14 protein-coding genes are annotated in these 23040 nt (G+C 74.8%); 2 read left to right on the top strand and 12 right to left on the bottom strand.

Annotated elements, in window-relative coordinates; all coding sequences use genetic code 11:
- Positions 1-55 precede the first annotated feature (55 nt).
- The 8 genes from FKN01_RS13720 to FKN01_RS13685 all read right to left on the bottom strand — a co-directional run bounded on the left by FKN01_RS13720 (position 56) and on the right by FKN01_RS13685 (position 16441).
- Positions 56-1456 (bottom strand): MDR family MFS transporter, encoded by a 1401-nt coding sequence (locus FKN01_RS13720; RefSeq protein ID WP_143620083.1) that lies wholly within the window; start codon positions 1454-1456, stop codon positions 56-58.
- Positions 1453-11445, bottom strand: coding sequence for a non-ribosomal peptide synthetase (locus tag FKN01_RS13715; RefSeq protein ID WP_143620081.1), 9993 nt, complete (start codon positions 11443-11445; stop codon positions 1453-1455). The genes FKN01_RS13720 and FKN01_RS13715 overlap by 4 nt, the downstream gene beginning before the upstream one ends.
- Before the next feature lies 1 nt (position 11446).
- On the bottom strand, positions 11447-12232 hold the full coding sequence (locus FKN01_RS13710) for an ABC transporter ATP-binding protein (RefSeq protein WP_143620079.1): 786 nt from the start codon (positions 12230-12232) through the stop codon (positions 11447-11449).
- Entirely contained in the window at positions 12229-13158 is a 930-nt protein-coding gene (locus FKN01_RS13705; RefSeq protein WP_260696876.1) for an iron chelate uptake ABC transporter family permease subunit, read from the bottom strand. Before FKN01_RS13705 ends, FKN01_RS13710 begins: the two co-directional genes overlap by 4 nt.
- A 62-nt stretch (positions 13159-13220) precedes the next feature.
- The gene (locus tag FKN01_RS13700) at positions 13221-14243 is read right to left on the bottom strand and encodes an iron ABC transporter permease (protein ID WP_143620075.1); all 1023 of its coding nucleotides are present in this window, start codon (positions 14241-14243) and stop codon (positions 13221-13223) included.
- Positions 14240-15241, bottom strand: a complete 1002-nt coding sequence (locus FKN01_RS13695) for an ABC transporter substrate-binding protein (RefSeq protein WP_143620073.1) — start codon at positions 15239-15241, stop codon at positions 14240-14242. Before FKN01_RS13695 ends, FKN01_RS13700 begins: the two co-directional genes overlap by 4 nt.
- A gap of 94 nt (positions 15242-15335) precedes the next feature.
- Positions 15336-16205 (bottom strand): siderophore-interacting protein, encoded by an 870-nt coding sequence (locus tag FKN01_RS13690; RefSeq protein WP_143620071.1) that lies wholly within the window; start codon positions 16203-16205, stop codon positions 15336-15338.
- Positions 16202-16441, bottom strand: coding sequence for a phosphopantetheine-binding protein (locus tag FKN01_RS13685; RefSeq protein WP_143620070.1), 240 nt, complete (start codon positions 16439-16441; stop codon positions 16202-16204). The genes FKN01_RS13690 and FKN01_RS13685 overlap by 4 nt, the downstream gene beginning before the upstream one ends.
- 482 nt (positions 16442-16923) lie before the next feature.
- Between FKN01_RS13685 and dhbC the strand changes: the two genes are divergently transcribed.
- Positions 16924-18120 (top strand): isochorismate synthase DhbC, encoded by a 1197-nt coding sequence (dhbC, locus tag FKN01_RS13680; protein WP_143620068.1) that lies wholly within the window; start codon positions 16924-16926, stop codon positions 18118-18120.
- 9 nt (positions 18121-18129) lie between these two features.
- Here dhbC and FKN01_RS13675 read toward each other — a convergent pair whose 3' ends face one another.
- The gene (locus FKN01_RS13675; RefSeq protein WP_143620066.1) at positions 18130-18792 is read right to left on the bottom strand and encodes a lysophospholipid acyltransferase family protein; all 663 of its coding nucleotides are present in this window, start codon (positions 18790-18792) and stop codon (positions 18130-18132) included.
- Between the two features lie 113 nt (positions 18793-18905).
- Positions 18906-19499 carry a TetR/AcrR family transcriptional regulator gene (locus tag FKN01_RS13670; RefSeq protein ID WP_143620336.1) on the bottom strand — a complete coding sequence of 198 codons (594 nt, stop codon included), beginning with the start codon at positions 19497-19499 and terminating at the stop codon, positions 18906-18908.
- A 72-nt stretch (positions 19500-19571) separates the two neighbouring features.
- Here FKN01_RS13670 and FKN01_RS13665 point away from each other — a divergent pair, with 72 nt between their 5' ends.
- Positions 19572-20396: a bifunctional 2-polyprenyl-6-hydroxyphenol methylase/3-demethylubiquinol 3-O-methyltransferase UbiG gene (locus FKN01_RS13665; RefSeq protein WP_143620064.1), complete on the top strand. Its 825-nt coding sequence runs from the start codon at positions 19572-19574 to the stop codon at positions 20394-20396.
- Here FKN01_RS13665 and FKN01_RS13660 read toward each other — a convergent pair.
- Both FKN01_RS13660 and FKN01_RS13655 read right to left on the bottom strand, forming a co-directional pair.
- Entirely contained in the window at positions 20393-22351 is a 1959-nt protein-coding gene (locus tag FKN01_RS13660; RefSeq protein WP_143620062.1) for an acyl-CoA dehydrogenase, read from the bottom strand. The two genes, FKN01_RS13665 and FKN01_RS13660, sit on opposite strands and share 4 nt — an antisense overlap.
- Positions 22352-22393: 42 nt before the next feature.
- The gene (locus tag FKN01_RS13655; protein WP_143620060.1) at positions 22394-22870 is read right to left on the bottom strand and encodes a hypothetical protein; all 477 of its coding nucleotides are present in this window, start codon (positions 22868-22870) and stop codon (positions 22394-22396) included.
- Between the last annotated feature and the right edge of the window lie 170 nt (positions 22871-23040).

The following is a 23040-nucleotide window of genomic DNA, read 5'->3' as shown; positions in this document are numbered from 1 at the left end:
TGCCCCCGGCCCCGGCGGATTCGCGGGGCCGGGGGCACACCCGTGTGTCCGCCGGTCACTCCTTCCGGGCCTGGGTACGCGGCAGCCGCGTCGCGGCGAGCGCGGCGGACAGGCAGAAGCCGAGCACCCACCAGAAGGTGGCACCGAAGGCCGCGGGGACGTCCGTGCCCGGGGCGGCGAGCCGGTTCTCCAGGATCACAGCCACCGCCGCCGTGCCGACCGAACCGCCCACGGTGTTCAGGAGGTTGAGCGCCCCGGCCGCCCGGGGCAGCTGCTCCGGCTCGATCCGGCTGTAGACGATGTTCATCACGGGCGCGCCGACCATCGACATCCCGAAGCCCCGCACCACCAGCGCGGCGGCGATCACCGCGTCCGGGACCCCGTGCCCCAGCAGGGTGAACGGGGCGGTCCCGGCGACGATCAGCACGATGCCGGCCACCACCAGGGTCCTCGGCGCGGCCTTGCTGATGGTCCGGTTGACGAGGACCGATCCGGCGGCGGCGCCCAGCCCCTGGGGGGCGAGCAGCAGTCCGGCCTCCCAGGCCGACATCCCCCGCCCCGTCTGGAAGTACAGCGGCAGCAGGAACGTGGTGCCGAAGACCGAGGCCCCCAGCACCACCAGCGCGAGGGCCGCGGCACCGAACGGCGGCCGGGCGAACAGCCGGGGGTCGACCAGCGGAACGGACCGGGTGCGCAGCCCGTGCACGGTGAACGCGGTCAGCATGGCCAGTCCGGCGGCCACGCCGGTCACGGCCGGGGCGGCGCGGTCGTGGGCGACCTCGGTCAGCCCGTACACCAGCACCGCGAGGCCCGGCGAGAGCAGCAGCGCCCCGCGCAGGTCGAACGCGGTCCGCCGCGGGGCGGGGGGCACCGCGGGCACGTACCGGCGGGCCAGCAGGATCGCCGCCGCGCCGACCGGCAGGTTGACCAGGAACAGCCAGGGCCACGGCGCGACCGCGAGCACGGAGCCCCCGGCGAGCGGCCCGAACACCGGTGAGAGCAGCGGGACCACGGCGACGACGCTGATCACCTTGCCGGTGCGGCCGGGGCCCGCGACCCGGGCGAGCAGCGCCTGCCCGGTCGCGGGGAGCAGGCCGCCGCCCAGCCCCTGGACCACCCGGAACACGATGAGGCTGCCCGCCGACCAGGCCGAGGCGCACAGCACCGAGCCGAGCAGGAAGACACCGACCGCCGCGAGCCAGACCCGCCGCCCGCCGAAGCGGCCGGCCAGCCAGCCGGACGCGGGGACGGCGGCGACGACGGCGAGCAGGTACGCGCTGGAGACCCACTGGATCTCGGCGACGGACGCGCCGAACTCCTCGGTGAGCCGGTCGAGGCCGACGCTGACGATGGTGGCGTCGAGCGTGGCCATGAACGTGCCGAGGACCAGGATGAACGCGATCCGCAGCAGTTCCCGGTCCACGCGTTCGGCGGGCGGCGCGGACGCCGTGGTCATCGCTCCCCCAGGAGGCCGCGCACGTCCGCGTCCAGATACCGCTCCATGTTCCGCAGCAGGTCGACCAGCTGGCCGGCGAGCCCGTCGGTGTCCGTGCCGGCCCGGTGGGCGAGCACTCCGGTCCAGCCGTCGCCGTCCGGCATGACGGTCAGCGTGGCGGGGTGGTGGGTGGACTCCCGGAAGCGGGTGGCGAGCACGGTGAGTCCGGGCGCCGGTTCGCGCAGGCGGGCCGGGTCGACCGGGTAGTTCTCGAAGACCACCATGCTGTCGAAGAGCCTGCGCCGCCCGGTGAGCCGTTCCAGGTCCGCCAGGGCCACGTGGTGGTGCTCGACGAGGTCGCGCTGGCGGGCCTGCAGGTCGGTGAGCGCGGCGGCCAGGGTGCCGGTGAGCCGGGCCCGGACCGGCACGGTGTTGGCGAGCAGCCCGATGATCTCCTCCACGCCCTCCAGCGCCGGGGGCCGGCTCGACACCATCGCGCCGAAGCAGACGTCCCGCCGCCCCGAGCGCCGGGCCAGCAGCACCGCCCAGGCGCCCTGCACCAGGGTGTTCGGGGTCAGCCCGCGCCGCGCGGCGAGCCGGGTGAGCCCGGCCACGAGGGCCGCGTCGAAGGTGATGACCTCGGGCTCCTGCCAGGCCGGGCCGCTCGCGCCGCCGCCCAGGTAGTCGCCCTCGGGCAGCCCGTCCAGCTCGGCCGCCCAGGCGTCGAGGTCCGGCTCGTGCTCCGCGCACCAGTCGAGGTAGTCCGCGAACGGGACGGGGGCCGGCAGGCCGGGCGCGGTCCCCCGGGTCCGCGCGGTGTACAGGGCGAAGAGCTCGCCGAGGATGCGCGGGGCGGACCAGCCGTCGGACAGGGCGTGATGGCTGGTCAGGACGAGGTCGGCGCGCTCGGCTCCGCGCCGGATCACGGTGATCCGGTAGAGCGGGCCGTGGGCGAGGTCGAAGGGTTCGGCGAGGTCGGCGGCCAGCACGTCGTCGGCCGGTGCGCCGGTGACCCGGAACTCCGGGCGCGGCGCCTTGGGGATGACCGCGAGGGAGGCGGGGAAGACCGCGCCCAGGTTGGGGTGCCGGGCCAGCAGGTCGTCGCCGGCCCCGCGCAGCGCCTCGGTGTCGAGCGGGCCCGCGAGCGAGAACACCGACTGCACGGTGTACGGGTCGGGGCGCTCGGTGCGCGAGTGCCGCAGCATCACCTCCTGCAACGGGCTCAGCGGCTGCACGGCGGCGACCGGCCGGTCCCCGAGCGCGACGGTCTCCGGCGCGGCGGCGAGCCGCAGCAGCGCGGCCCTCAGGTGCTCTGCCAGCTCCTCGATCTCCGCCCCGGTGAACAGCGCCCGGGGCCAGGTGAAACGCACCCCGAGCGCGTCGTCGCGCACCAGGGCGTTGACCATCAGGCTGTACGGCAGGGGCATCGGGCCGGAGCCGTCGGAGCCGAGCGGGTCGGCGTCCGGGGCGGGCTGCCAGGGCGTCTCGGCATCCGGGGCGCCGGGGTACTGGCCGAGGTAGTTCCAGGCGACCTCCGGGCGGACCGGGGCGAGCAGGCCCGCCGTGGTGAGGATGCCGTGTCCGAGGCCGTCGCCCTGGGCGCGCAGCCGGTCCCGGACCGCCCGCACGTCGTCGGAGGCGTCGAGCCTGACCGGGTGGACGGCGGTGAACCAGCCCACGGTCTGGGAGAGGTCGACCTCGCGCGGCCGGCCGTGGCTCTCCAGGGCGACCAGGAGTTCGGGGACGCCCCGCCAGTCGCGTGCCGCCTGGGCGAGCGCCGTCAGCAGGACCGCGTCCGGAGTGGTGCGGTGGGCGGCGGGCAGGGTGGTGACCAGGGCGCGGGTGGTGTCCGCGTCGAGCCGGATCTCGTGGTGTGCGGCGGTGTCCACGGTGTCCCGGGCCGGGTCGAGCGGCCGGGTGAGGGGTGGGGTCGCGGTCATGCGCCGCCAGTGCGGGAGTTCGGCGCTCCGGTCGGCCTCGCGCAGGGTGCGGGCCCAGCCGAGGAAGGACTGCCCGTGCCGGGTCAGCTCTCCCCCGTCGTGGGCGTGCCGGAGGTCGTCCAGGAGGATGCGCCAGGAGACGCCGTCGGCCACCAGGTGGTGGGCGATCAGGACGAGCCGGCCGGGGCGGCCGGGCCCGGCGTCCACCCAGACCGCGCGCAGCATCGGTCCGGTGCGCGGGTCCATCGCCTCGCGCGCCGCGGCGGTCGCGGCGTCGGCGGCGGCGCGCGGGTCGCCGTCCGCCGGGACGCGGATCAGGACGTCGGCGCCGGTCACCCCGCCGGCCGGCGGGATGTGCAGCACGTCGTCGCCGAGGCGGGCGCGCAGCACGTCGTGGCGGGCCAGCAGGGCGTCGAGCACGGCCCGCCAGCCCTGCTCGTCGCCGCCGGCCGGGACGCAGACCTCCACCCACTGGCAGAAGCCGTCGGCGGCCTTCCCCGCCCGGTGCAGCAGGTCGCGCATGACCGGGGTCAGCGGGGCGTCCCCGCCGGCCGGGGCGGCCTCGCCGTCCAGGGCGCGGGCCCGGGCGGCGATGCCCGCGACGGTCTCGCCGTCGAACACGTCCTTCGGGCTCAGCCCGAGCCCCTGGCGGCGGACCCGGGAGACCAGCTGGAGGGAGACGATGCTGTCGCCGCCGACGTCGAAGAAGTTGTCGTCGGGGCCGATGTCGTCGCGGCCCAGGACGTCCCGGAACACGGCGAGCAGCAGCGCCTCCGCCTCGGTGGCCGGTTCGCGCCGGACGGCGGAGACGGTGGCGGGGGCGGGCAGCGCGGAGGCGTCGAGCTTGCCGCTGGGGCTCAGCGGCAGCCGGTCGAGCGTGACGAGCGCGGTCGGCACCATGTGGTCGGGCAGCCGCTCGGCGAGGTACGCGCGCACCTCGGCGGGGTCCGGGTCGGCGCCGTCGGTGGGGATGACGTAGCCGACGAGCCGCCCCTCGCGCAGGACGACGGCACTGGCGCGGACGTCGGGGTGGCCGGTGAGGGCGGTCTCGATCTCCCCGAGCTCGACGCGGAAGCCGCGCACCTTGATCTGGTGGTCGGCGCGGCCGAGGAAGACGAGCTGTCCGTCGTGCCGCCACCGGACCAGGTCGCCGGTGCGGTACATGCGGGTGCCGGGCGGCCCGTACGGGTCGGCGACGAAGGCGCCGGAGGTCAGCCCGGGGCGGCCGAGGTAGCCGCGGGCCACGCTCGGGCCGCCGAGGTACAGCTCGCCGGTGACGCCGACGCCGACCGGCTGGAGTCCGCCGTCGAGCACATAGGCGCGGACGTTCGGGTCGGGGCGGCCGATGGGCAGCGGTCCGGCGTCCTCCGGGTCGTAGTGCCAGGTGGTGGAGTTGATGGTGACCTCGGTGGGCCCGTAGGCGTTGAACAGCGCCCGGCGGCCCCGGCCCCAGCGGTGGGCGAGCTCCGGGTCGAGCCGTTCGGCGCCGACGACGAAGAACACGTCGGGGTCGACGGTGCGGTCGTCGGGCATGGCCGCGAGGAACGACGGGAGCAGGTTCACCCCGGTGACCCGGTGTTCCGCGATGTAGTCGAGGAGTTCGTCGCCGGGTACGCGCACCTCCTCGGGCGCGATGACCGACGTGCCGCCGGACAGCAGCGGCACCATGGTCTGCCAGAACGCCACGTCGAAGCCGGTCGACGCGAAGTGCAGATAGCGGTCGTGCTCGGTGACGCCGACGACCTCCTCCTGGAGGGCGATCAGATCGGGCACGCCCCGGTGGGTGACGCCGACGCCCTTGGGACGGCCGGTGGTGCCCGAGGTGTAGATGACGTACGCGAGCGCGTCGTCGGTGAGCCGGGCGCGGGCCTCGGCCGGGTCGGTGTCCGGTACGGAGGCGAGGGTGGCCGGGTCGTCCAGGCGCAGGACGGGGACCTCGCGGTCGACGGGCAGTTCGGCGCCGGTCGTCACGACGGCCGCCGGCGCGATGTCGTCGAACATGTACGCGAGCCGTTCGCGCGGATAGGCCGCGTCCATCGGCACGTACACCGCTCCCGCCTTGGCGACGCCGAACAGGGCGACGGTCATCTCGACGTCCCGTCCCAGGAGGACGGCGACGGGGTCCTGCGGCCGGACGCCGTGCGCGATGAGCGCGTGCGCCAGGCGGTTGGCCCGCCGGTCGAGTTCCTCGTACGAGAGGCTGCGGTCGCGGCAGACCAGCGCCTCGCCGCCGGGCTTGCGCCGGACCCAGCCGGCGAACTCGTCCAGCCAGTGCCCGCGTTCCCGCGCGGCGACGACGCGGGTGCCCGTACGCAGCATGCGGGCGCGCTCGCCGGCGTCGAGGGCGGGCAGCGCGACGGCGGCCCTGTCCGGGTCCTCGGTGATCTCGTGGAGCAGGTTGCGCAGCCAGCGGCCGTAGGCGCGCACGGTGTCCCGGTCGAAGGCGCCGGGCTGGTAGCCGAGGCCGACGGTGATCTCGTCGCCCGGGATCACGATGACGGTGAGGGCGTAGTGGGTGGCGTCCGTGATGTCGACGCCGGTGAGGTCGAGCCCGGGGGCGAGCGGGGTGCGGGTGCGGCTGGAGAGCGGGAAGTTCTCCATGACGAGCATGGTGTCGAAGAGTTCACCGATGCCCACGGCCCGCTGGATGCCGGGCAGTCCGACATGGTGGTGCTCGGCGAGGGCGACGCTCTCCGCGTGCACCTGGGCCATGAGGTCCGCGACCGTGCGGTCCGGGGTGTACCGGACGCGGACCGGGACGGTGGTGCCGAGCTGGCCGATCATCGACTCGACGCCGTCCACCTCGGCGGGGCGGCCGGAGACCGGGCAGCCGAACACGACGTCGCGGCGGCCGGTGAGCCTGCCGAGGAGCAGGCCCCACGCCGTCTGGAGGACCGTGGTCAGGGTGATGCCCCGCTCGCGGGCGAAGGCGCGCAGCCGGTCGCTGAACTCGCGGCCCAGCTCGACGGTCTCCCGGCCCGGCCGCTCCACTGCGTTTCCGGTGCTCGCGGGGGCCAGCCGGGTCGCGTCCTCGACACCCGAGAGCGCCTCGCGCCAGGCGGCGACGGACGCCTCCTGGTCCCGGCCCGCCAGCCAGTGGAAGTACTCCGAAAGGGGCGGGGAGACCGGTGCGGCGGGTCCGCCGCCGAGCTCCGCGTAGATCGCGAGGAGGGTGCGGCCGACGATGGGCATCGACCAGCCGTCGAGCAGGGCGTGGTGGTTGGTGATGACGAGCTTGTGCTCGGCGGGCCCCGTCCGGGAGAGCAGGAAGCGGATGAGCGGCGGCCGGGCCGGGTCGAAGGGCCGTGCCAGGTCGGCGCGGGCCGCCTCGGCGAAGTCGTCGTCCTGCCGCCATTCCAGGGCGACGTCGGCCGGGATCACCTGCACCACGTCGTCCCCGACGGTGCCCAGGTGGACCCGGAGCGCCGGGTGGCGGCGCAGCAGCTCGTGGGCGGCGCGGGCCATCCGGTCCGGATCGAGCTCCCCGGACAGGGTGGTGACGGCCTGGACGACGTAGACATCGGTGTCCGTGTCCTCGCGGACCATGGTGTGGAAGGAGAGACCGAGCTGGAGCGGGGTGGCGGGCAGCACGTCGCTGACCCGCCCGGTGCGCTCCAGGGCGTCGATCGCGTCCTGGTCGAGCGCCACCAGCGGCAGGTCGGAGGGGGTGAGCCCGCCCGTGGTGTGCAGGGCGTGCGCGGCCAGCGCGTCGAGCGCGGCGGCCCAGCAGTCCTGGAGGGCGGCCAGGGCGTCGGGGCCCAGGACCTCGCCGGCGGCGGTCCACTCGACGGCGAGCCGGGGTGCGTCGCCCTCGTGGACGAAGCAGTTGAGGGCCAGCACCTGTTCGAGGGACTTGGCGTCCGGCTCGGTCACCGAGAACGCGTCGTGCTCGGGCAGCCGCCAGCCGTCGGCGGCCGACGGGGCGAACCTGCCGAGGTAGTTGAGCAGCACGTCGGGCGGCCCGGCCGCCGAGAGTTCCGGACCCGCCTCAGGGTCGAGGTGGCGCAGCACCCCGTAGCCGATGCCGTTGTCGGGGACGGCGCGGCGGGCCTCCTTGGCGGCGCGCAGGGTCTCACGCACATCGTCGGAGGCGGGCACCCGGACGGGGTATTCGCTGGTGAACCAGCCCACCGTGCGGGCCAGGTCGAGGTGTTCGCGCCCGTGGCCCTCCATGGTCACGGTGACGGCGTCGCCGCGCAGGCCCCAGCCGCGCAGGGCGAGCACGAGGGCGGCGAGCAGGACCTCGTCGACGCCGGCCCGGTAGGCGGCGGGCAGCGTGGTGAGCAGGGCCTCGGTGGCCTCGGGCGAGGCGGTCGTGACCGAGCGGCGGGCGGTGGCCGCGGTGTCCCGTGCGGGGTCCAGGGGGCGGGCGCCGAGCCGGGCCGTGGAGCCCAGTGCCTCGCGCCAGTGGGCGAGTTCACCGCGCCGGGCGCCGGTCCTGCCCTGTTCGGCGAGGAGCTGGGCGTGCCGGCGCCAGGAGGTGCCGGCGGGTGCGAGGGCGCCGCCGGCGCAGGCGGTGTGCAGGTCGGGCAGGAGGACGCGCCAGGACACGCCGTCCATGGCGAGGTGGTGCACGACGAGGACCAGCCGGTCCGGTGCTCCGTCGCCCGTACGCAGCAGGGCGGCGCGCACCAGGTCGCCGGCGCGCGGGTCGAGCTGTCCGGCGAGCCGCCGGGCGAGGGCGGTCACGTCGTCGCCGGTGTCCTCCCCTCCGGTGGCCTCTTCGGCCGTGATCTCCTCGACGGCGGCCCGGACCGTGCCCCGGGGCAGGATCTCCGGTTCGCCGGCCACGCGCAGCCGCAGCGCGTCGTGGTGGTCGAGGAGGGTCTGCACCCCCCGGGTCAGCTCGGCCGCGGTGAGCGCGTCCACGTGCAGGGCGGTCCACTGGGCGTATCCGGCGACCGTGTCGATGTCCGGGTGCGGGTCGAGCAGGGCGCGCACGATGGGCGGGGCGGGCACCGGGCCGACCGGTTCGTCCGCCGGGCCGGCCGCCCCGTCGAGCAGCTCGGCGGAGGCGGCGAGCGCGGCGAAGGTGCGGCGGGCCAGCAGGTCCTTGGGGCGCAGGCCGAGGCCGAGGGCGCGCAGCCGGCTGCTGACGGTGATCGCGGTGATGCTGTCGCCGCCGAGGGCGAAGAAGTCGTCGTCCACGCCGACGCGTTCGACGTCGAGCACGTCGGCGAGGACGGTGCACAGCAGCCGTTCGCGTTCGGTGCCCGGCTCCCGGCCGCCGCCGGGCAGGGCGGGCGCGGGCAGCGCGGCGCGGTCGAGCTTGCCGTTGGGCGTGACGGGCAGGGAGCCGAGGACCACGACGGCGGCGGGCACCATGTGGTCGGGCAGCCGCTCGGCGAGCCGGGCGCGTGCCTCGTCGCCGGTGACGGAGGCGGACACGATGTAGCCGACGAGCCGGGAGGAGAGGACCCGGGCGGCGGCGGCGGTGACCCCGGGCAGGGCGGCGAGGGCCTCCTCGACCTCGCCGGTCTCCACCCGGTGGCCGCGGATCTTGACCTGTCCGTCGCCCCGGCCGCCGTACTCCAGGCCCCGGCCGGGCAGCCAGCGGGCCCGGTCGCCGGTGCGGTACATGCGGTCGCCGGGGGCGCCGAACGGGTCGGCGACGAAGCGTTCGGCGGTGGCCCCGGGGCGTCCGAGGTAGCCGCGGGCCAGATGCGGTCCGGCCAGGTACAGTTCGCCGGCCGTGCCGGGCGGGACGGGCTGCAGGGCGCTGTCCAGGACGTAGACCCGGGTGCCGGCGAGCGGGTGTCCGATGACCGGGTCGCCGCCGTCGATCCGGGCGGTGGTGGCGTCCACGGTGGCCTCGGTCGGCCCGTACATGTTGCGCGCGGCGATCCCGGACGCGGCGACGCGGCGCCACAGGGCGGGCGGGGTCGCCTCGCCGCCCAGGAGCAGCAGCGCCGGGGGCAGGTCGAGCAGTCCGGCGTCGATGAGCGGGGCGGCCATCGAGGGCGTGGTGTCGATGACGTCGATGCCGTCGCGGGCGTACGCGGCGAGCAGGGCGTCCGCGTCGCGGGCCGTGTCGGCGTCGTACACGTGGAGTTCGTGTCCGCAGAGCAGCCAGACGAGGTGTTCGAAGGCGGAGTCGAAGGCGAAGGAGTAGGTGTGCGCGGCGCGCAGCCGACGGCCGGTGGCCCGTTCGGCCTCCGCGACGACCGTGGACCGCTGGTGGTGCAGCAGCGCGGCGAGCCCGCCGGCGCGGCCGAGCACGCCCTTGGGGCGGCCGGTCGATCCGGAGGTGTGGATGACGTAGGCCAGGTGCCCGGGGTCGCGGGGCCGGGAGAGCTCGGCGGTGGTCAGCGGGGCGCCGGACAGGCCGGCGGCCTCGTCCAGGAGGGTCTTCCAGGGCAGTCCGTCGACGGTGCCGTCGGTGAGGACGAGGACCGGGCGGGTGTCCGCGACGAGTTCGCGCAGCCGCTCGGGCGGGTGCGCGGCGTCCAGCGGCTGGAAGGCGGCGCCGGCGTCCAGCACGGCGAGCAGGGCGACGACGGCGTCGGCCGAGCGCGGCAGGGCGAGCGCGACGACGTCCTCGGCGCCGACTCCCCGGGCGCGCAGGGCGCGGGCCACGCGGTGGACCCGGTCGGCGAGTTGGGCGGCGGTGAGCCGTTCGGCGCCGCAGACCAGGGCGGTGTTCCCGGGTCCGGCGGCGGCCGTCGCGTCGAGCGCGGCGGGCACGTCGAGGGGGGGGCCGGGCAGGGCGGGCGGGCTCCACGCTTCGGGCAGCCCGTCGCGGGTGAGCGCGATCCGGGCGACGGGCAGGCCCTCGACGAGCCCGGTGAGCAGGGCGCGCAGGCCGCTCATCAGGCTGTCGACGGCCGCCTGGTCCTTGGCGCGGGCGTCCACCTCGAAGCCGAGCAGGAGCCCGCCGTCGCGGGTGGGCAGGACGCTGAGGCCCATGTCCTCGGGCGGTCCGCCCGCGACGTTGCGCATGACGCCGGCCGCCCCGGCGAAGTCGAGGCTCAGGTCGAACGCCTTGAGGTTGATGCCGCGTCCGTGCAGCAGCGCTCCGGCGCCGGGCACGCCGAGGTCGCGGGGCAGGTCCTCGCCCCGGTAGCGCTGGTGGTCGCGCATCTCGCGCATGGCGCCGGCGACGCGCCGGCTCAGGTCGCCGAGGCGGTCGTCGCCGCGCACGGTGACCCGCATCGGCAGCACGTTGACCGCCATGGCGGGGGTGCGCAGCGCGGCGGAGCCGGTGCGGCACATCAGGGGCAGGGCGAAGACGACGTCGGTGCGGCCGAGCATGCGGTGCAGGAAGGCGGCGTAGCAGGCGATCAGGGCCTCGCCCCAGGTGACGCCCTCCGCGTCGGCGAAGGCGCGCAGGGCGGCGGTCTCGCCGGCGCTCAGTTCGGCCCGTGCGGTGAGGGTGCGGGCGGGTGCGCCGGCCGTGTCGGGCCCGTCGTGGGGGTCGACGTCGGGCAGCGGTGTGAAGCGCTCGACCCAGTACGCCCGGTCCTCGGCGGCCCGGTCGCTCTCGCGGTAGGCGGTGTCCTCGGCGACGAGCGTCGCGAACGCGCCGAACGTCGAGCGGGGCGGTTCGGTGCCGCGGACCAGGGCGGTGTAGTGGGCGGCGGTGCGGCGGGCGAGCAGGGCGGCGGTGTAGCCGTCGAAGACGAGGTGGTGGCCGAGCTGGGTGTACCAGACCTCGCGGTCGGAGAGCCTGATGACGGTACGGGAGTACAGCGGGCGGTCCGTCATGCCCCGGCACGCCTCGGCGAGCCGGGCGCGTTCGGCGTCGACCAGCGCCTGGGCCGCGGCGGCGGGGTCGGCCGCCGCGCTGACGTCGACGAGCGGCGGGAGGGCGACCGGTTCGGCGCCGACCGCCTGGCGGGGGCCGTCGGGTGTCTCGTACACCCTGAGCCGCAGGCTCTCGGCCTCCTCGGTGGTGGCCCGGACGGCCCGCGCGAGCGCGTCCGTGTCGACGGGTCCCTCACCGGCTATCTCGATCACGTCGCCGACCACGTAGTACGGCGAGTCGGGTTCGATGCGCTGGGCGTTCCAGATGCCGAGTTGGGCGCCGGTCAGGGGCAGGAGGCCGTCCGGGGGCACGCTCGCGGTGGTCAACTTACTCTCCTTGCAGTGTGGGGACGACCATCGGAGTGCCGGTCACCGGGTCCGGGACGACGACGCTGGGCAGGTCGAAGACGTCCTTGATCAGCGTGGCGTCCACGATGTCCGCGGGGTCGCCCTCGGCGACCACCTCGCCGGCCTTCATGGCCACCAGGTGGTCGGCGAACCGGCACGCCTGGTTGATGTCGTGCAGGACCGCGACGACGGTGCGGCCCTCGTTGCGCAGCTTGGCGAGCAGGCCGAGCAGTTGGTACTGGTGGGTGATGTCGAGGAACGAGGTGGGTTCGTCCAGCAGCAGGTAGGGCGTCTGCTGGGCGAGCACCATCGCCATCCAGACGCGTTGCCGCTGTCCGCCCGAGAGTTCCTGTACGGGCCGGTTGGCCAGGTCGGCGACGCCGGCGGCGGTCATCGCCCCGTCGACGGCGGCCTGGTCTCCGTCCGACCACAGGGCGAGCATCGACTGGTGCGGGAAGCGGCCCCGGGCCACCAGCTGGCGGACCTTGATGTCCTCCGGCGCGGTGGGGTCCTGCGGGAGGAAGCCGAGCTGCTTGGCCAGTGCCTTGGTGCCGAAGGCGCCGACCTCGCGGCCGTCGAACTCCACCTGTCCGGAGTGCGGTTTGAGCAGCCGTACGAGCGCGCTCAACAGGGTGGACTTCCCGCAGGCGTTGGGGCCGACGATGGCGGTGAAGGCGCCGTCGGGTATGTCGAGGGTGAGCCGTGTGGACACGACGCGGTCTCCGTAGCGCAGGGTGATCTCCCGCGCCGTCAGGCGTGCGGTCACGCGCGCCTCACCTCCTTGGTCAGCAGCCAGATCAGATAGCAACCGCCGATCGCGGTGCTCACGACGCCCACCGGCAGCGCGACCGGGGCCAGCAGCATCTGCGCCAGCAGGTCCGCGCCCTGGAGCAGGACCGCTCCGGTGAGCGCGGCCGGGAGCAGCGGGATGCCGGCGGCGCCCGCGAGCCGGCGGCCGATCTGCGGCGCGGCCAGCGCGATGAACGCGATGGGCCCGGCCACGGCGGTCACCGTGGCGGTGCAGCCGACGCCGACCAGGACCATCAGCAGCCGCAGCCGGTCGAGTCCGACGCCCGTGGTCACGGCGACCGGGTCGCCGAGCGCCGCCTGGTGCATGGCGTGGGCCCGGGTGGTCATCAGCAGGAGCAGCACCGCGATCACGGCGAACGGGATGCCCAGGTCCTCCCAGCCGACGCCGTTGAGGGAGCCGGCGCTCCAGCCGACGGCGGCGATCGCCACCTCCAGCTCGGCGCGCAGCACGATCCACGAGTTGATCGCGGTCACCATCGCGTTCACGGCGATGCCGATGACCACCAGCCGGAGCCCGGAGAAGCCGTGTTCGAGCGAGAGCAGGTAGATGGCGGCGGCGACGACCAGCCCGCCGGCCACGGAGCCGACGGCCAGCTGGGCGGAGGTGCCGGACAGTACGGTGAGGGCGACGAGGGCTCCGGTGTAGGCGCCGGCGTCGAGCCCGATGACATCGGGGCTGCCCATCGGGTTGCGGGTGAGGTTCTGGAAGAGGGCGCCCGCGACACCGAGCGCGAGGCCGAAGACGATGCCGGCGAGCACGCGCGGCAGCCGCCAGTCCCGGATCACCACGGAGTGCTCCGAGCCGGTGAGGACGGCGAACACCTTGCCGGGCGTGGCCCATGACGCCCCGTAACACAGGCCGAGGAGGCCGAGGGCCAGCATCAGGGCGACGAGCACCGCGACGAGCACCACCGTGCGGCGTTCGGCGCGCAGTCCGCGTATGTTCACAGCGACCCCGCCCCGTAGCGGCGGACCGCCCAGATCAGCATGGGGCCGCCGAGGAACGCGGTCACGATGGCCACCGGCACCTCGCCGGTGGGGAGCAGGACGCGGGAGGCCATGTCCGCCGCGAGCAGCAGGATGGGGCCGAGCACCATGGTGTAGCCGATCAGCCAGGGTACGGAGCCGGAGGCGGGGCGGCGCGCGAGGTGCGGCACGATCAGCCCGACGAAGAGGATGGGTCCCGCCACCGCCGTCGCCGCCCCGCTGAGCACGGTGATGAGGACGAGGGTGACGATCCGGACGCGGCCGACGCGGGCACCGAGGGTGTGTGCCACGTTCTCGCCGAGCGTCAGGGCGTTGAGGGCCCTGCTCAGCAGCAGCGCGCCGGCCAGCGAGACCGCGATGGCGGTCAGCGGCCAGGCGAGCGGCGCCTGTTCGCGCCCGGCCAGGGTGCCGACGGACCAGAAGCGGTACGCGTCGAAGGTGTCGGGGAGCATCAGGCGCAGGCCGAGCGATACGCCGCTCAGCACCGCCGTCAGCGCGACCCCGGTGAGCACCAGGCGCAGCGGTGAGCGGCGGCCGACCGCGGCGACGAGCAGCGCCGCGACCGCCGATCCGATGACGGCGAAGCCGAGCTGCCCGGCCTGGCCGGCGGCCAGGCCGAGCGCGGACCCGATGGTCACGGCGAACCCGGCGCCCGCGGTGACCCCGAGGATGCCGGGCTCGGCGAGCGGGTTGCGGGCGAGCGTCTGGATGAGCGCGCCGGACACGGCGAGCGCGGCACCGACGGCGACGGCGAGCATGGCGCGCGGCGCCCGTACGTCCCGCACGATGACGTGGTCGTCGGTGCCCCGGTAGTCGAACAGCGCGCGCACGACTTCGCCGGGGGCGATGTGGCGGGCCCCGACGCCCATGCTGAGGACGGCGAGCGCGGCCAGCAGGACCAGTCCGCCGACGAGCAGGGCGGTCTGCGGAGCGGATCGCCGGTTTCCCGCCGCCTCGGACGCGCGGCCCGCGACGGTCACCGGTTCAGCAGCGGAGCGAGCGACTGGTCGACCGCGTCCAGGGTCATCAGGGCCTCGCCGTAGGTGGCGGCCTCGGTGTAGCGGAACGGGTAGACCTTGCCGGCCTTGACGGCGGGCAGGTTCTTCCAGAGCTTGGATTCCAGGACGTACTTGACGGACGGCGGGACGGTGCCGTCGGCGCTGACGGAGTAGGTCAGGGCGTCGGCCTCACGGAAGGCGTCGGGCAGTTCCTCGATGGAGGGGTACTCGCTGACGGCCTGGGAGCCCGGGCCGGGCTTCTTGACCTTGCCGTAGTAGGTGGCGCCCAGGTCCTCGGCGATGTTGGTGCCCCAGGAGCCGTTGAACTCGCGCTGGAAGGTGCCCTTGGCGGCGTCACCGTACGCGCCGACGTGACCGAGCTTGAGCTTCGGCAGGACGTCCTTGTACTTGGCGGCCAGTTCGGCGGCCTTGGTGTCGTACGCCTTCTTCTGGGCGTCGAACTGCTCCAGCGCGCCGGCCGCGTCGGCCTGCTTGCGGGAGAGGTCGCGCCAGGCGGACGGGAGGCTCGGGCCGATCGCGACGACGGGGGCGATCGACTTCAGCCGCTTCATGTCGATGTCGCCGAGCACGGGCGCCGGGACACCGATGACGATCAGGTCGGGCTCGGCCTCGGCGATGGCCTCGTAGTTGGTCTCGGCCGCCTGCTCGCCCGCCACCTTGGTGAGCTTCTTGTAGGTGGCGAGGTCTTCCTTGTTCATCATCGGCTCGCCGCGCTTCCACGACGAGATGCCGACCAGCGGTGCGTCGGCCTCGATCAGCGCGGGCACGGCATAGCCGGTGGCCACCACACGCTTCGGGTTCGCCGGGATCGTGATCTTGCCGTTGTCCGCGGTGAACACCCGGGTCTCGGTCTTCTCCGAGGCGGAGTCCGACCCGCCGTCCGAGGAGGACCCGCATCCGGCCAGGACGAGGGCCAGCGCGACGGCGCCGACCAGGCCGGACGATCTGCGTATGGACATTCCGAAGCTCCTTGCTACTTAGGTAAGGCTCACCTTACTTGATGGCCTTTCGGGGGGACAACCCGCGGCTGCGCGCCCCCGGTCCCGTGACGGTTCAGTGGTCGTGACCGTGGTCGTGGTCGTCCTCGTCGAAATCCGCGACGCCCCGCTTCCAGTAGCCGGTGATGTCGTAGTCGCCCTTGCCCAGGCGGAGTTCGTCCCGGACCCAGCGGCGCAGCGGCTTGATCTGCCCGGCCTCGCCGGCCACCCAGACGTACACCCGCTCCCCCTGGGGCACGGTGACGGACATCGCGGCCCGGGCCAGCGCGTCACCGGAGCCGGCGGGCGCGCCGTCGCGGTGCAGCCAGTGGACCTCGACGCCCTCGGGCGCGAGGAGCCCGATCTCCTCGGCGGCGTCCGCGACTTCGACGAACGCCCAGCCCTTGGCGGTCCTCGGCAGCTCCTCCAGCCATCGGGCGACGGCGGGCAGGGCGGTGAGGTCCCCGGCGAGCAGATAGCGGTCGTAGGTGTGCGGGACGATCAGCCCGCCGGGCGGTCCGGCGACGTGGACGGTGTCGCCGGGCCGCGCCTTGCCGGCCCATTCGGAGGCGAGTCCGCCCTCGTGGACGGCGATGTCGATGTCGATCTCACCGGCGACGGGGTCGTAGCGCCGCACGGTGTACTCGCGGGAGGTCGGCACGGGCCTCGGCCAGCGCAGCATCGCCCCGTTCCGCTCGGGCAGACGCAGGGTGCCGTCCGGCTCCCGGAAGATCAGCTTGACGTGCTCGTCGGGCGCGTGGGCCTCGAACCCCTCGGTGCCGGGGCCGCCCAGCGTCACGCGCAGCAGGCCCGCGCCGACGGGGGCCGTGCGCACGACCTCGGTCTCCCGGATGCCGATCGGGTAGCCGACCTTCTCGGCGTGCAGACCGGCGCGCACTTCGGCGATCCGGTCCAGGTGGCGGTCGCGGCGGTCGGTGCGGCTCATGCGGCCTCACCCGCCAGCAGCGCCTGCCAGTGGCCGAGTTCGGGCAGCTCGAAGAGATCGGGGAACTCCAGGGCGGTCGCCCCCGCGGCGCGCCAGCGCTCCACCAGGACCATGATCCGCATCGAGTCGAGACCGAGGTCGACCAGATTCTCGTCGGACGCGATCTCACCGGGCTCGCAGCCCAGCAGTTCGGCGATGTCGGCCCTGACACGCTCGGGTGACAAGGTCTGGCTCATCGGGGTACTCCTCAGTGGGTGGGCGCCGACGACGGGTCGGAGCGAGAGTGACGGTGCTTACGGGCCCGGCGCGGCGGCGCACGCGTGAACATCCGCCCGGGGCGGGGGCGTTCACAGGGCGCGCGAGGGCGCGGCCCGGGCCGCCCGGCGGGGCGCGGCGCCCGCGGCGAAGGCTGGTGGAATCGGCCACAGTCCCCCCTCCGGCCGAGGCAAGGCTAACCTAACATCGACACGCGCGACACAGGCACCCACCCCGTCAACCCGGCTGCCGGGAAACGCAGTTCGGACGCCGGATTCATGGCCTGAACCCCACCGCCCTCCTGCGCGAACAAGGAAACTTAGGTTACCCTCACCTAACCTACCGTAGGTGCTGCTCCGGGTGAAGACCCGCCGCAGGCGTGCCGCCGCGCCGAACCGGCGCAGCTCCTCAGCGCATCCTCATCCCTGGCCCCGCCCACGGGGCCATCGAGAACGGAGTCCCCGTGTCGACGGCATCCCGAGTCGCCACACCCATACCCGAGGCCCATCCGGCCACCGGGGCGGCCACCTCCCTCCTGGACGCCTACGCGCCCGGCGCCCGCTTCCTCGCCACCCCGAGACACACCCTGCTGGCCCCTGGCCCGGGCCGCGAAGTGCCGCACGGCGCACAGCCGGTGGACCGGCGCGCGGCGGACACCCTGGCGGAGGCCGCCGACGCCGGACAGCGATCGCCGGTGGTCATGGGCGCGATCCCGTTCGACCACACGCAGCCGGCCGCCCTGAGCGTGCCCACCGCGCTGCGCACCGGGCCGCCGCTCACCTCCGACCCCCTCATCGCCCTGCCCTCGCCGGGGGTCGCCTCCCCCGGATGGCAGATCCGGCAGGTGCCGGAGCCGGAGGTCTACGCGAAGGGCGTGGCCTCGGCCGTGGAACGGATGTGGCGCGGCGAATTCAGCAAGGTCGTCCTCGCGCGCACCCTCGAACTCACCTCGCCGGCACCGCTGGACGTGCCCGCCATGCTCCAGCGCCTGGCCCGCCGCGACCCCTCCGGCTACACCTTCGCGCTCCCCACCGGCCCCGGCCGCACCCTGATCGGCGCCAGCCCCGAACTCCTCGTCTCCCGCCGGGGCCGCCGGCTGGTCTCCAATCCCCTCGCGGGCTCGGCCCCGCGCAGCGACGATCTCGCCGAGGACGTCCGCCGCGCCGCCGCGCTCCTGGAATCCGCCAAGGACCTCCACGAGCACGCCGTCGTCGTGGACGCCGTGCACCAGGCGCTCGCCCCCTACTGCTCCGGGATGACCGTGCCGCCGCGGCCGACGCTGATCCGTACCGCGACCATGTGGCACCTGTCCACCACGGTGACGGGCACGCTCGCCGACCCGGACGTCTCCGCGCTCACACTGGCCTGCGCCCTGCACCCCACCCCGGCGGTGTGCGGGACGCCGACGGCGACGGCCCGGCAGGTGCTGACCGGGACCGAGCCGTTCGACCGTGGCTTCTTCACGGGCATGGTCGGCTGGGGCGACGCGCGCGGCGACGGGGAATGGGTCGTCACCATCCGCTGCGCCGAGGCGGAGGAGCGCACGCTGCGCCTCTACGCCGGTGCGGGTGTCGTCGCGGCGTCCGAACCCGAGGCGGAGACCGCCGAGACCGCCGCGAAGTTCCGCACCTTCCTGAGCGCGGTGGGCGCCGAGCTCTGAGCCGCGGGGTTACGCGGTGAGGGCGGCGGGCTCCCCCAGCCTGGCGGCCGCCGTCCGCCAGGCGGCGGTGACGGCGAGGCGGGCCTGTGCGGTGGCCGCCGGGCCGTCGCCGTCGAGTCGCAGCGGCGGGCCGACGTGGACGTGCAGACGGGGGCGGCGCAACGGGGCCGTGGCCAGGCCGGCGAGCTGCTTGGCGGCCGAGCCCGAGGTGACCCGGCGGGCCCCCGCCTGACCCAGCGGGATGACGGGCGCGCCGGTGCGGTGGGCGAGCCGGGCGAGGCCGCGGTGGAAGGCGCCCGGCGCGGCCTCGGCCGCGTCGCCGCGGTCCGGGAGGCCGCCCTCCGCGTAGATCAGGATGTGCCGGCCCCGCTCCAGCGCCTCCTGGGCGAGGCCGACGGCCCGGCCGGCGCGGGCGTCGCCGCGGTGGACGGGGATGTGGCCCTCGCGCGCCAGGGCGCGGCCGAGCAGGGGCACGCGCCAGAGCCCGGCGGTCGCCATGACGACGGGCCGGGCGCCGAGGAGGCGCAGGGCCGCCAGGACGATCGCGGGGTCCGCGAGCGAGGTGTGGTTGGCGGCGATGATGCCGGACGGGGGCAGGACGGCATCCGCTTCGGTGGTGAGTGTCAACCGCCCGAAGGCGGGCACCAGTTGACCGGCAAGACGGCTGATCATGGGGTATCTCCGGTTCGCTCGGGGAGAGTTCCATCGTCGTGCGCCGCACGTCCGCCCGGCTGAGCGGGGATACTCATCCGCCCTGGGTAGCCGGACGGCCCGTCGGCCGCACGTCACCGCCGTACGACGTCCGCGAGCACCGTGGCCACCAGCTTGCCGACCGCCGCCGCGTCCGGCGGCCCGGGGTCGCGGTCCGCGAACAGCAGGTGCCCGCCCCCGACGAGGGAGAGGGTGAGGGAGTCGATGTCGGCGCCGACCGACACCCGGCCCAGCGCGCGCTCCTGCGTGAGGTAGCCGGAGACGGCGCTGGTGATCTGGGCGAGGATCGCGATGCCGCCCTGCGGTGTCGCCTGCCTGAGGCGCGCGCGCAGCTCGTCCCGGAAGGTGATGAGGGGGATGATCGCCACCGGCACCGGCCCGAACAGGCCGGTCAGCGCGTCGGTGAGGTTGCCCGCCACGGTGCCGGTGCCGGCGCTCTCGCTCAGCGTCCGCGCCCGCGCGTCGAGATCCGCGGCCCGGTCGAGCACGAGATCGGCCAGGAAGGCGTCGAAGTCGGCGAAGTGACGGTGCAGTACGCCCTTGGCGCAGCCCGCCTCATCGGTGACGGCCCTGCTGGTCAGACCGTTCGGGCCGTCCCGCAGCAGGACGCGCTCGGCGGCGTCGAACAGCTGCTGCCGGGCGTCGCGAAGGTGCACTCCGGTCGGCACGTACTCACTCCCCATGTCGTCCGCGTCCCCGCCGGCCTTGGCGAGTGGGCACTTGCCCACTAAGGTGAACGCATGCCCACTCTACCGCGAGAACCTCATCACGCCCGGCGGACCGCGGAGTCCTTCGGCACCGACGCACGGCGCTACGACGAAGCCCGCCCTCCCTATCCCGACGCCCTGGTGACCCGTGTCGCCGACGGCAGCCCCGGACCGGACGTGCTGGACGTCGGCTGCGGTACCGGGATCGCGGCCCGCCAGTTCCGGGCGGCGGGCTGTACGGTGCTCGGCGTCGAACCGGATGCCCGGATGGCGGACTTGGCACGCGCGCACGGCGTCCCGGTCGAGGTGGCGACCTTCGAGGCGTGGGACCCGGCGGGCCGGACGTTCGACGCGGTGACCGCCGCCCAGTCGTGGCACTGGGTGAACCCGGCGGTGGGCGCCGAAAAGGCGGCCCTGGTGCTGCGGCCGGGCGGGCGCCTGGCGGTCTTCGGGCACGTCTTCGAGCCGCCCGCCGAGGTGGCGGAGGCGTTCGCGGCGGCCTTGCGCCGGGTGGCGCCGAACTCGCCCTTCAGCGGTCAGCCGGCGCGGCGCCCGCTGGACGCGTACCGCGCGGGGTACGCGAAGACCGCCGAACAGATCCGCGCGACCGGGCACTTCCACGAACCGGAGCAGTGGAGGTTCGACTGGGAGCGCCCCTACACCCGGGACCAGTGGCTGGACCTGCTCCCGACCACCGGGGGCCTGACCCGGCTCGGCCCCGATCAGCTGACGGAGATCCTGTCGGCGGTGGGCGACGCCATCGACGCGCTGGGCGGACGCTTCACGATGCACTACGTGACCCTGGCGACGACCGCCGTCCGCGTCGCGCGGCAGAGGGGGTCTGAAGACCGGCCCTAGCCCACCAGGTCCGGCGCGCGCAGCATCTCGTCCGGGATGCCCCAGGCGTCCACGAGGCCGACCGCGAGCGGCCGGACCTTGCGGCAGAGGTCGTTCACCTCGCGGCTGATCGCCTTGGAGCGCTGGACGGTCAGCCGGCCGTGCTCCATGAACCAGGCCCGGTCCGCCTCGATGACCGAGAGCGCGAAGAGGTCGCACAGCAGCCGAAGCGCCTCCTTGTTCCCGCCCTCGGGCAGCGCGCGCACCTTCTCCGTGAACGCTTCGAGGACCAGCCGTTCGACGTGTGCGCGGGCGACGGCGATGACGTGGTCCTGGACGCGGGAGAAAACGGCGCCGGGGTCTTCGTGCTCGTCGATGCCGCGCTTGAGCCTGCGGGCCACACCGGCGAGCATGTGCTCCTCGCGGAAGCGGACCATGGCGAGCTGGTACTCCGGGTCGAGCAGCCCGGCCTCGCGGTCCCACTCGTCGCCGCCCGGCAGCAGGTCCCGCACCCGCTCCAGCAGCTTGTGGGCCGAGGTCTTCTCCAGGACCGTCTCGACGGCGAGCCCGGCGACATGGCGGACCGTGCCGAGCTGGTCCAGGTCCTCGAACTCACTCGCGTAATGGGTGAGCAGGCCCTTGGCCACGAGCTGGAGCAGGACGTGGTTGTCGCCCTCGAACGTGGTGAAGATGTCGCTGTCGGCCTTGAGCGCGGCGAACCGGTTGACGCTGAGGTAGCCGGCGCCGCCGCACGCCTCGCGGCACTCCTGGACGACCCGGGTGGCGTGCCAGGTGGCGAGCGCCTTGGTGCCGGCGGCCCGGGACTCCAGGAGGCGCCGGGCCCGTTCGTCGCCCTCGGTGCCGGAGAAGACGTCGTGCAACTGGCCGCGTACGACGTCCTGGGCGAAGTGCAGGGCGTAGGTACGGGCGAGGAGCGGCAGCAGGCGGCGCTGGTGCAGCCCGTAGTCGAGGAGCAGCTGCTCCCCGGTGCCCGGGGCGGTCGCGAACTGCCGCCGCCGCACGGCGTACTTGGTGGCGATCGCGAGGGCCACCTTGGCCGCGCCGACCCCGGCGCCGGCGACGCTGACCCGGCCCTGCACGAGGGTCCCGAGCATGGTGAAGAAGCGCCGTCCGGGGTTCTCGATCGGGCTCTCGTAGACGCCCTCGGCCGTGACGTCGGCGAACCGGTTGAGCAGCGCCTCGCGCGGCACGCGCACCCCGTCGAAGCGGATGCGGCCGTTGTCGACGCCGTTGAGGCCCATCTTGGGCCCGTCGTCCTCGATCCGGACGCCGGGCACCACCTCGCCGTCCTGCCGGACGCGTACGACGAAGGCGTGCACGCCCTCCGCCTTTCCGCCGACCTCCAGCTGGGCGAAGACGACGGCGAGCTCCGCGTGGCGGGCGGCGTTGCCGATGTAGTCCTTGCACGCCCCGTCGTCCGGGGTGGTCAGGACGAACTCCCGGGTGCCGGGGTCGTACCGCGCGACCGTCCCGAGCGACTGCACGTCGGAGCCGTGCCCGGTCTCGGTCATCGCGAAGCACCCCATCAGGCGCCCGGTGATCAGGTCCGGCAGAAGGGCCCGGTGGTGGCGCTCGGTGCCCAGCTGCGCGATCGCCCCGCCGAAGAGCCCGAACTGCACCCCCACCTTCACCAGCACGGACAGGTCCCCGAAGGCAAGCGTCTCGAACGCGGCGATGGACGCCCCGACGTCACCGCCCCCGCCGTACTCCCGCGGGAACCCCATCCCGGTCTGCCCGGTCGCGGCCATCTCCACCACGATCTCCCGCACCCGCTCGCGATACGCCTCGCGTCCGAGCTCCTCGGCCTCCTCCAGCACGGAGGCGTACGCCACCAGGTTGCTCCGGACGAGATCGCGGATACCGGCGTACTCCCCGTCGAGCACCCGGGCCAGCGCCTGGACGTCGACCTCGGGCTGTGCGTAACCGGAAGCGGCGGGTGTGTTCTCAGTGGCCATGCCCTTTCGCTACCCCGCCCCGGGACGATCAAGCGACGGCGCCTACGGCCACCGCACCTCGTCGTCCTGGACCACCAGGGGGTCGAACCGGTCCGCTTCGTAGAACCGGGTCCAGCCCACCCGGACCGCGCCGTCGGCGGACCGGTGCCGGTCGTCGGCGTGGGCGGCGAGCCACCCGAGCAGTTCACCGAGGAGGTCGAACTCGTCGGGATGGATTTCCTGCCGGACGGTCAGCGCCCACGTACCAGGCGAATCCGTCGCGGGCGGCGTCAACACCGATACGAGCGCCCCGCCGATCTTCCAGGCCGGTCCGGACCCGGTCAGCAGGGGCTCCGGGCGGCGCTCCTCGACAAATGGTTCACCGCTGTCGTCCTCCCTCACCTCGGGGCACACGGTGATGATCCCGAGGTCCTCCGGTTCGGCCCCCAGCCCGAGGTGCCACCGGAGCTCCGCGATGTCCGCGTCGGAGACGCTGTCCCTCAGGTCCAGTGCCAGCAACAGCTCATAGAGATCAGCCATGCCGGAAAGCTACCTCGGCCGATGAACGCGACGCCGCCGGGGGGGGGGCGGGGGGGGGGGGGGGGCCCCGGGGCGGGGCGGGGGGCGGGGGGGCGGGGGGGGGGGGGGCGCCCCGCACCCGGGGGGGGGGCGGCGGGGGCGGGGGGCGCGGGCGGCCGCCCCGCCGCCCC

Source organism: Streptomyces sp. 130 (assembly GCF_007096885.1).
In the GTDB taxonomy this organism is placed as follows: domain Bacteria; phylum Actinomycetota; class Actinomycetes; order Streptomycetales; family Streptomycetaceae; genus Streptomyces.
The sequence above is the reverse complement of the archived record's forward strand: the minus strand, read 5'-3'. Positions and strand labels throughout refer to the sequence as shown.

Excerpts from the sequence above, each read along its gene's own strand:
- FKN01_RS13655 (WP_143620060.1), bottom strand. The coding sequence starts at position 22,870 with ATGGCTGATCTCTATGAGCTGTTGCTGGCACTGGACCTGAGGGACAGC.
- FKN01_RS13660 (WP_143620062.1), bottom strand. The coding sequence starts at position 22,351 with ATGGCCACTGAGAACACACCCGCCGCTTCCGGTTACGCACAGCCCGAG.
- FKN01_RS13705 (WP_260696876.1), bottom strand. The coding sequence starts at position 13,158 with ATGCTGGCCCTCGGCCTCCTCGGCCTGTGTTACGGGGCGTCATGGGCC.
- FKN01_RS13665 (WP_143620064.1), top strand. The coding sequence starts at position 19,572 with ATGCCCACTCTACCGCGAGAACCTCATCACGCCCGGCGGACCGCGGAG.
- FKN01_RS13720 (WP_143620083.1), bottom strand. The coding sequence starts at position 1,456 with ATGACCACGGCGTCCGCGCCGCCCGCCGAACGCGTGGACCGGGAACTG.
- FKN01_RS13685 (WP_143620070.1), bottom strand. The coding sequence starts at position 16,441 with ATGAGCCAGACCTTGTCACCCGAGCGTGTCAGGGCCGACATCGCCGAA.
- FKN01_RS13675 (WP_143620066.1), bottom strand. The coding sequence starts at position 18,792 with ATGATCAGCCGTCTTGCCGGTCAACTGGTGCCCGCCTTCGGGCGGTTG.
- FKN01_RS13695 (WP_143620073.1), bottom strand. The coding sequence starts at position 15,241 with ATGTCCATACGCAGATCGTCCGGCCTGGTCGGCGCCGTCGCGCTGGCC.
- FKN01_RS13690 (WP_143620071.1), bottom strand. The coding sequence starts at position 16,205 with ATGAGCCGCACCGACCGCCGCGACCGCCACCTGGACCGGATCGCCGAA.